We start from the raw sequence: 9,509 nt of genomic DNA, 5'->3' as shown, positions 1-9,509 counted from the left end.
CGCCTCCCTCGTCAAGGCCGCCGAAGCCTATGAGGCGGGCGATATCTCGCGCGACCACGTCCGCAACATCATCGACGTCATGAACCACCTGCCCGCCGACATCCCCGCCGACATCCCCGCCGACATCCCCGCCGAGACGCGCGCCGAGGCCGAGCACCTCCTGGTCGGCCACTCGCGGGTCGGTTGGCCCGATGACCTGCCCATGATCGGTCGCGACATCCTCGCCCGCATCGACCCCGACGGCAAGGTCGTCTCCGACGCCGACCGCCGTCGCCGCCGTGGCCTCATCCTCGGCCGTCCCGGGGTGGACGGGATGAGCTGGATCGAGGGCTGGATCACCCCCGAGTTGCGAGCCCTGCTCGATGCCGTCTTCGCCAAGCTTGCCCGTCCGGGCATGTGCAACATCGACGACACCGACAGCGTCGCCGCCACTGCCACCGTCGTCGACTCGAAGGTCCTCGAGGCTGCTGCCCGTCGCGACCGCCGCGACGCCGGTCAGCGCACCCACGACGCGCTGTTCGCGCTGCTGCAGCCCGGTGTCGACCCCACCAAGCTCGGGTCCCACCGGGGTCTGCCGGTGCAGGCCATCGTCACCATGTCGCTCAACGATCTGGAGCGTGGAGCGGGTGTTGCGACCACCGCCTCCGGTGGCCACGTCTCCATCAATGAGGCGTTGAAGATGGCCGAGGGGACCAAGCCGGTGCTGGTGGTCCTCGACGCGGACGGGCTGCCGCTGTACCTGGGTCGCTGCCAGCGACTGGCCAGCCCGGCTCAGCGCCTATCCCTTATCGCCCGCGACAAGGGTTGCACCCGCCCGGGATGTGAGGCACCCGCGAGCATGTGTGCGGTGCACCATGTCACCGACTGGACCAAAGGCGGACCCACCGATCTGAGCAACCTGACGCTCGTCTGTGATCACTGCCACGCGCTGGTCAACGACAGTGCCGAGGGTTGGAAAACCGTTGTCATGGGCAAAGATTCCCCCTATCGGGGACGCACCGGATGGATTGCACCGAAAAGTCTCGACCCAACGGGCGCCCCGCGCGTGAACGACAGACATCACGTTGGCGAGTGGGTCGCCGCTGCGATCGAATCCAGTTGCCACAGGTGGGGTTCACGGGCCGCATGAATCCCGGCTGCGCATATCCTGCCGGCGTGCGCAGGGACCGGGGAGTGTGGTTGCGTCGCCTCCCCTACCGGACTTGGGCTGACGCCAGGCTGGAAGCCGCCACCCACCGACCCCGGCCCACGGACCGCACGGATCACCTTCTATAGACAAAACCCACCGCAAGCCCACCCTGAAATCCTCGAACACCGAACAACCACAGCGGTATTCTCCTCGCTACATCCCATCCTGCGGATACCCCGCCCCGTGATCTAAGCGAATACCTCCTGCAGCGACACCCACATGCAGGTTCAAAGGTGAGCGGGCTGGTAGACGAAGGCGCGTCCCCAAGCAGGCCTCCTCCCTTCTCCAGGCGTTTTTGTCTTTAATCTTTTGGTTCTTTGTCCTTTCGTCCTTTTGGGTTGTCGGCTTTGGGTTTTGGGCCTGCTACTCCGCTATCAGTTCGGCTTCGGAATCCAGGGCTTGTTGGGCTTCCTCGGGCACGCCGACGGGGCCCGGCCGGTAGGTGATGGAGTGGAGGGAGCCGGAGTAGCGGAAGACGCCCCGGCGGTCGCGGAGCGGCCAGGAGACGGGACCTCGGGCGTCGAGGCCGACGGAGATCCCCGTCCAGGGGGACATGCCGACGAGCTGGACTTGGTCGGGGAGGGTGGCCGCGCGGACGCCGTCGATGCCGATGGTGAAGTCCCAGCGCAGGTGGGGTTGGACGGTGGCCGATACGGTGAAATGGCCGCTGCCGGAGGGTATTTCACCGGCATCGGCTTCGGCGTAGCGGCCATAGGCGTTGTAGCCGAAGATCAGGCGGCCGTTCTCCACGTAGAGGAGGTAGCCGCCGAGCGGGTCGCCGTGGGCGACGAGAACGCCCTCGTCGCCGGGTCGGTAGCCGGCCAATTTCACTGTGATCGTGAAGTCGCGGTAGGCGATCAGTCGCTGAGAGCGGTAGCGCTCCAGGGTGGGGGTGCCGGGCAGGATGCGGACCTGCTCGCCGAGCCGGGCCTCCTCCGGACGACGCCGAGCCAGGTCCTGCCGGGTGACGAGCGGGAAAACCGTGTTGTGCCAAGCGGCTTCGTCCCACGCGGCCGAGAGCTCGGCGACCTTGTCCGGACGCTGCTCGGAAAGATCGTGGAGCTCGGTCGGATCGGTGCGGACGTCGAACAGCTGCCAGCGTGGATTGTCGATGCTGCGCTCGGGCTCGAAGAGCGCGAGGAGCTTCCAGCCGTCGCGGTAGAAGCCGCGGTGACCGGTCATCTCCGAATACTGCTCGACGTGCTGCGAGACAGCGGCCGGGTCGCTCAGCACATCCACCGCCGAGACGCCGTCGAAGTCCTTGGCGGGCAGTCCGTTCCGGACCGTCGGCCGCTCGAGCCCGGCGAGCTCCAGCAGCGTGGGCGCGAGGTCGGTGATGTAGACATACTCCTCGCGCACCCCGGTATCGGCCTCCGTGCGCGGCAGCCCCCTGGGCCATGACAGCACGAACGGCACCCGCACCCCACCGGCGAAGGTCTGCCCCTTGTAGAAGCGGAACGGCGTATTCGACGCCTGCCCCCACCCGCGCGGATAGTGCACCCCCAGTTTCGCGGTGCCGATCAACTCGTCGTCGTGCGGCACATCCCGCTCCCAGTCGGGCTCGTCGACCTGAGCGAACTGCGCGAAATAGGTCCGGGTGCCCTCGGGCCCGCCCTCCGCGGTGCCGCCATTGTCGGAGGTGAACACGATAATGGTGTTGTCCAGCTCGCCGAACTGCTCGAGCACCTCCACGATCCGCCCCAGGCTCTGGTCGATGCTGTCGACCATGCCCGCGTACACCTCCATGTACCGCTCGAATCGCGCCCGCTGCTCATCGGTCAGCGCATCCCACTCCTGCGCTTCATAACCCGGCTCGGTATTGCGCGGCTTCTGCTGTGTCCCCGCCGGGAACAGTCCCTGTGCGATCTGTGCGGCGAATCGACTCTGCCGCAACCGATCCCAGCCCTCCCGATACCGCCCCCGATACTTGGCCTGATCCGCCGTCTTGGCCTGCAACGGCCCGTGCATGGCGGTGTGCGCGAAGTAGAGGAAGAACGGTTTGGCCGCATCGTGCGCCCGCAGGTCCTTGAGGTAGCCGATGGCGCGATCGGTGTAGTCGTCGGTCAGGTAGTACCCCTCCGGATACTCCTCGACATCCACCGCCGAACTGTCGGAGATCAGCTGATTCGGATAGTAGAAGGAGTTCAACCCCTCCAGCGACCCGTAGTACCGGTCGAATCCACGCTGCGTCGGCCACGAATCCCGGTGCGCCGCCGGATGCAGCGTGGCATCGCGGACCAGATGCCATTTCCCCACCGCATAGGTCGCATATCCATTGGCGCGCAATATTTCCGGCAATGTCAGCACGTCATCGGCCAATTCCAGCCGCAGCCCCGGATAGCCGGGATCGGCATTCGCCACGAAGCCGAAACCCGCACGGTGGGAATTGATTCCGGTCAGCAGCGCCGCCCGCGACGGTGAGCACAGCGGTGTGGTGTGGAAGTTGGTGAGCCGCAATCCGTTCGCGGCCAGCCGATCCAGGGTCGGGGTCTCGATCTCCGACCCGAACGGGCCGATATCGCTGAAACCCATATCGTCGACCAGCACCACGACGATATTGGGCGCACCGGCGGGCGCGGTCGGCGGATAGTTCCACTCCGGCGTGGAATCGGCGGTGGTGCGGCCGATCTCGCCGGCGAAATTCTCATAGCCACGGGCATGGGCGGGGACTGACATGCTCCCAGCAAAGGGCGCGGGCCCGCGCCGGAGCCAGGGTTTCACTCTGGCTGCGTGCAACCGGTGATCCGTCATACATCCGCGGATAGCGTCGCCGCACACCATTCGGCCCCGGTCCACACTCGAGGTTTTCCAGATGAATTCGTCCCCCGGCGGTCTGCACCGCCGTCATTTCCTGCGCGGTTCCGCCGTCGCCGCCCTGGCGATCCTCGGCAGCGGAGCGCTGGCCGCCTGCACCTCGGCGGTGAACCAGCAACGCGGCGGCGACGACAACGCGCAACCGGTGCGCGGCGGGACGCTGAAGTACGGCGTGCTGGTGGACCTCGTGCCCGCCAACCTGCTCACCAATACCGGCACCACACCGTATGTGATCGGCCTGGTCTTCGAATCCCTGGTGCGCTACCCGCACGACAAGCTCGAACCCCAGCCGCTACTGGCCAAGAGCTGGACCCTTGCCCCCGACGGCAAGTCCATCACCCTGGACCTGCGCGACGACGTGAAGTTCCACAGCGGCCGCCCCTTCACCTCCAAGGACGTCGAATTCTCGCTGCGCACCTACGCCGATCCCAAGTGGTCGGCGCAGCTGAAGAGCACGGCCGCCGCCGTCACCGGCTTCGACACCAGCGATCCGCACCGCATCACGCTGACGCTGGCGCACCCGCTGAGCAATCTGTTCGACCTGCTCGACACCGTGCCCATCCTGGACAGCGAGTCCATCGACCAGCTCGCCGCCGGCGACAAGCTCGTCGGCACCGGCCCCTTCCGGTTCGTGCAGCGAATCCCCAACCAGCAGTTGGTATTCGATAAGAACACTGCCTACTGGGTGCCCGACCGCCCCTACCTGGACCGCGTCGAATTCACCGTCATCGCCGACAATCAGGCGCAGCTCAACGCCCTCAAGACCGGCCAGATCCATCTCGCCGACGGCATCACCTACCGCGACAACGAGAACCTCGCCAAGACCGACGGCTTCCGCGTCATCACCTTCGAGGGAGCCGAGCTCCAGGTCTACGTCGGCGCGAACGTCGCCGACCCCGCCCTCGCCGATGTGCGGGTGCGCCAGGCCATCGCCTACGCCCTGGATCGTGAGCGCATCATCAAGGAGGTCTTCCGCGGCGCCGGCTATCCGCTGAACCTGCCGTGGCCCAAGAACTCTCCCGCCTTCGACGACTCCCGCAACAGCCGCTACACGCGAGATGTGGCCAAGGCCAAGCAGATTCTGGCGCAGCTGCCCAAACCGCCCAAGCTGCCGCTCACCTACAACACCGCCTACCCGGTCTTCGAGGCCGCCGCGCAGATCGTGCAGGCCAACCTCGCCGAGATCGGCATCGAGGTGGAACTCGCGCCCACCGAGAACGCCACCTTCATCAAACAGCTGATCGGCGCGCAGTTCCCGGGCCTGTGGATCACCGACCACTCCTGGGCGCAGTTCGTGCCGTCCACGCTGACGGTCAGCGCCTACCCGTTCAACGCCCGCAAGAACGCCTCCCGCTACGAATCGCCCGACTACGTCTCGGCCGCCGACGCCGCCTGGCAGCTGCCGCGCGCCACCGGCCCGGACGCCACCCGCGCCTACCAGGCACTCAGCGATCAACTGCTGGACAGCCTGTTCCTGATCGAGATCGGCGTGCACTACCCGCAGGACAGCGCATCCCGGAAACTGCACGGCCTCGACTGGACCAAGCGCCGCGAGCACGTGTTCACCCAGGCGTTCCTGGCATGATCGTCTATCTGCTGCGCCGGGTACCGTCCGCCCTCGCGGTCCTCTTCGGCGCGTCGGTGCTGATCTTCCTGCTGCTGCGGCTGGTGCCCGGCGATCCGGCCACCACCCTGGCCGGGCCGGACGCCACGCCGGAAACCATTGCCGCCATCCGGCATCAGCTCGGCCTGGACCGGCCCATCCCGGCGCAGTACCTGTCATGGCTGCACGGTGTGGTGACCGGAGACCTGGGGCGGTCCTACGTGATCGGCGGCCAGATCGCGGATCTCATCGTGCGGGGTCTGTCGAACACCCTCATCCTGGCCGCCGCGGCGTTGTCGCTGGCGGTGATCGTGAGCCTGGCGGTATCCGTCGCCTCCGTCCTGTGGGATCGGCGCTGGCTCAATGCGATCGTGGCGGCCGCCAATACGGTGACCGTCGCCATCCCGGTCTTCGTGACCGGTGTGCTGCTGGTGCTGGTGTTCGCGGTCGCCATTCCGATCCTGCCCGCGGGCGGCATCCCGCCGGACGGGTTCCTGGCCCGGCCCGATATCGCCGTCCAGTACCTGCTGCTGCCCGCCATCTGCCTGGGCCTGCCGGTGGCCGCCGCGCTGACCCGCTTCCTCACCGAGGCCCTGCGCACCGAACTGGCCAAGCCCTACGTCCTCACCGCCCGCGCCCTCGGCATTCCGCGCCGCCGCATCATCACCCACGGCGCGCTGCGAAACGCATTGCCCACCATGCTCACCGCGCTCGGCATCCAGACCGGCAACCTGCTCGGCGGCGCGGTGCTGGTGGAGGCCGCCTTCGCCTGGCCAGGCATCGGCCAGCTCATCGAACAGGGCATCAACCGGCGCGACTATCCGGTGGTGCAGGCGCTGCTGCTGTTCTCGGTGGCCGTGTTCGTGGCCATCCAGCTGACCACCGACATCGCGCACGCCTACCTGGATCCGCGCATTCGCATCGGAGGCCGCGCATGAGCGAGCTCGCCGTCGCCGAGAGCGGCGACACCACGACGGTCACGGAAAGCCTGGGCCGCGAACCGAATCCGGGGCGGCCGCTGCTGCGGGCGCTGACCCGCGGGCAGGGGCTGGCGGGCGTGCTGCTGATCGCAGTCATCGCGGTGGCGGCCCTCGCCACTGGTCTGCTCACGAAATACGACCCGCTGGAGCAGATTCCGGGTGCCAACCTGCTCGGCCCGAGCGGCGACCACTGGCTGGGCACCGATGAAATCAACCGGGATGTCTTCACCCGGACCCTCTACGGCATCCGCGTGGACCTGCTCATCGCCTTCCTGGCCGTCCCGGCCGGCGCGGTGCTGGGCTCGATCATCGGCCTGGCGGCCACCGTGAATCCGGTGGCGGATGTGCTGGCGCAGCGCGTCTTCGACCTCATCCTGGCCTTCCCGGCGCTCATCTTCGCCATCGCGCTCACCGCGGTCACCGGGCCGGGCGCGCACGCGGTCGTCATCGTGATCATCGCCGCCGAACTCCCCATCTTCGGCCGCCAGATCCGCACCGCCGTGCTGGCGGTGCGCGAACAGCCCTACGTGGAGGCCGCCGCGGTGATCGGTGCGAGCACCGGCTGGACACTGCGGAAACACGTGCTGCCCAATGTGATCGAACCGCTCACCGTGCAACTGGCGCTGTCACTGTCCCTGGCGGTGTTCGTGGACAGCGCCATGAGCTTCATCGGCATCGGCGTGCGCCCGCCGGACCCGTCACTCGGGTCGATCATCGCCGAGTCCACCCGCAACCTGGACGCCAATTCCGCCATGGCCGTCGGCCCGCTGCTGGTGGTTTCGGCGCTCACCCTCGGATTCCTGTTGATCGCCCAGGCTCTGGGCCGTGCCCGGAGGATGATATGAACGGAGCATCGCGAAACGATTCCAGCAGGGGCGGCGGTGGGGAGACGGCTGGGCCCGACGACACCTTGCTCGACATTCGCGACCTGGTGGTGAGTTTCGGCCCGCGCACGGTGGTGAACGGCGTCGGCGTGCGCGTCGCGCGCGGCGAAACCGTCGCGCTGGTCGGCGAATCCGGCTCCGGCAAATCCCTCACCGCCCGCGCCGTCCTCGGACTGCTTCCCACCGGCGCGACCGCCACCGGCTCGATCCGCCTCGACGGCACCGAGATCATCGGCGCCACCGACACCGACCTGCGCCCCCTCCGCGGCACCCGCGCGGCCATGGTCTTCCAGGAACCACAGACCGCGCTGAACCCGGTGCGCCGCATCGGAACCCAGATCGCCGAGGCCCTGCGCGCCCACCGCCCGATCACCAGGTCCGAGGCCCGCGCCCGCGCCATCGAGCTCCTCACCCAGGTCGACCTCCCCGAGCCGGCCAAACGCATCGACTGGTACCCCCACCAACTCTCCGGCGGCCAGAAGCAACGCGTAGTCATCGCCCTGGCCCTCTCCGGCGACCCCGACCTCCTCATCGCCGACGAGCCCACCACCGCCCTCGACGTCACCGTCCAGGCCGAAATCCTCCGCCTCCTCCAGGACCTCCAGCGCCGTAACAACACCGCCATCCTCTTCATCACCCACAACCTGGGCGTAGTAGCCGCCATCGCCGACCGGGTAGTGGTCATGCGCGCCGGCGAAATAGTCGAAACCCAGCCGGTCCACGACCTTTTCACGACTCCGCAGTCCGCTTACACCCGCGAACTACTGGCCGCGGTCCCCGTGCTGCCTGCCGGCCCAGCGTCACCGTCGACTGTGGCGGCGCCGTCTTCGTCGTCGGCGTCTGTGACAGGGCTGTCTGCGTCATCGACGACCGTCGCAGGTCTCTCTGCGCCGTCGGCGAATGCGGACGGGTCGGCTGAACGGATCGCATCGCCCACCCCATGTGCTGCGGCGGTACCCCCGCTCAATGGGGTGACCCCGGTGCCCGCGGGCGCGGGGAAGTCAGCGCCGACCGCTGAGTCGGCGGCCGAGCCGGTGCTGCGTCTCAGCGACCTGTCGGTGGTCTACCGCCGCCACGGCAAGCGCTTTCAGGCCCTGCATGATGTCTCGCTGACTCTGGCTCCGCGCGAAGTGGTGGGGTTGGTCGGGGAATCGGGTTCGGGTAAGAGCACGCTCGGCCGTACTGCGCTGGGGTTGGTGCCCGCGGCTTCGGGAGAGGTCGTGTTGCAAGGCGTCTCGTTGACCGGGTTGTCTCAGCGGGAATTGCGGGGGCTGAGGAAGAACGTCGCGCTGGTGCATCAGGACGTGGCCGCCTCCCTGGATCCGCGGCGCAGCCTCGAGGACTCGATCGGCGAACCGCTGCGGGTGCATCGGGCGGCCTCGGGGGCGCTGTTGCGCGCCAGGGTCGGGGATCTGCTCGAATCCGTGCGCCTGCCACGCGAGTATGCGAGCCGGCGTCCGGGCGAGCTGTCCGGCGGGCAACGGCAGCGCGTCGCCTTGGCGCGGGCGCTGGCCCTCGCGCCACGGCTGCTGGTGGCGGACGAGCCGACCAGCGCGCTGGATGTCTCGGTGCAGGCGCAGGTGCTCGAACTCTTCGCCGATCTGCGCGCCGAATACGGATTCGCCTGCCTGTTCATCAGTCACGATCTCGCCGTCGTGCATCAGGTGGCCGACCGCGCGGTGGTGCTGCGGGAGGGTCGCATAGTCGAATCGGGCCCGGTCACAGCCGTTTTTCAGCATCCGCGCGAGGAGTACACGCGGCGCCTGCTGGACGCGGTTCCCGCCCCGGATCCGGCCCGCGCGCGCCGAGACGAAATCGTGTCCGTCCAAGTGCCCCTCGCATTGGGGGCCTGAGAGTAATTTGGGGAGCGCCATTCCGCGCCGACTGCCACGACACACCGGAACTTATACCAATAGGAGTATCCGGTGATACTGACTGGATTTGTCGCGCGGAACGGTTCGTATCCGAATCTGTGTAAGTATCCGTCTCGAAGGAGATCTCGGCGGCGCCTCCACAGGGAGGCGCGGTGGGCCACCGGG

6 protein-coding genes are annotated in these 9,509 nt (G+C 67.8%); 5 read left to right on the top strand and 1 reads right to left on the bottom strand.

Annotated elements, in window-relative coordinates; genetic code table 11:
• Positions 1–1,129 (top strand): DUF222 domain-containing protein (locus ACFXN1_RS47055; protein ID WP_379463999.1); only part of this gene is annotated, 1,129 nt, incomplete at its 5' end.
• Between the two features lie 423 nt (positions 1,130–1,552).
• Here the strand turns inward: ACFXN1_RS47055 and ACFXN1_RS47050 are convergent.
• Positions 1,553–3,865: an arylsulfatase gene (locus ACFXN1_RS47050; protein ID WP_379444363.1), complete on the bottom strand. Its 2,313-nt coding sequence runs from the start codon at positions 3,863–3,865 to the stop codon at positions 1,553–1,555.
• A 136-nt stretch (positions 3,866–4,001) separates the two neighbouring features.
• Here ACFXN1_RS47050 and ACFXN1_RS47045 point away from each other — a divergent pair, with 136 nt between their 5' ends.
• Genes ACFXN1_RS47045 through ACFXN1_RS47030 form a run of 4 tightly spaced genes read left to right on the top strand, consistent with a single transcriptional unit; the run spans position 4,002 to position 9,323 of the window.
• On the top strand, positions 4,002–5,588 hold the full coding sequence (locus ACFXN1_RS47045) for an ABC transporter substrate-binding protein (RefSeq protein WP_379444365.1): 1,587 nt from the start codon (positions 4,002–4,004) through the stop codon (positions 5,586–5,588).
• Positions 5,585–6,544, top strand: a complete 960-nt coding sequence (locus tag ACFXN1_RS47040; RefSeq protein ID WP_379444366.1) for an ABC transporter permease — start codon at positions 5,585–5,587, stop codon at positions 6,542–6,544. Before ACFXN1_RS47045 ends, ACFXN1_RS47040 begins: the two co-directional genes overlap by 4 nt.
• A complete protein-coding gene (locus ACFXN1_RS47035; protein ID WP_379444367.1) occupies positions 6,541–7,431 on the top strand; it encodes an ABC transporter permease in 891 nt (296 codons plus the stop codon). The genes ACFXN1_RS47040 and ACFXN1_RS47035 overlap by 4 nt, the downstream gene beginning before the upstream one ends.
• Positions 7,428–9,323 (top strand): dipeptide ABC transporter ATP-binding protein, encoded by a 1,896-nt coding sequence (locus ACFXN1_RS47030; RefSeq protein ID WP_379444369.1) that lies wholly within the window; start codon positions 7,428–7,430, stop codon positions 9,321–9,323. The genes ACFXN1_RS47035 and ACFXN1_RS47030 overlap by 4 nt, the downstream gene beginning before the upstream one ends.
• Positions 9,324–9,509: the final 186 nt, after the last annotated feature.

Source organism: Nocardia sp. NPDC059154 (genome assembly GCF_042755705.1).
Classification (GTDB): domain Bacteria; phylum Actinomycetota; class Actinomycetes; order Mycobacteriales; family Mycobacteriaceae; genus Nocardia.
Note: the sequence above shows the minus strand (reverse complement) of the source record. Positions and strands in the feature narration are given on the sequence as shown.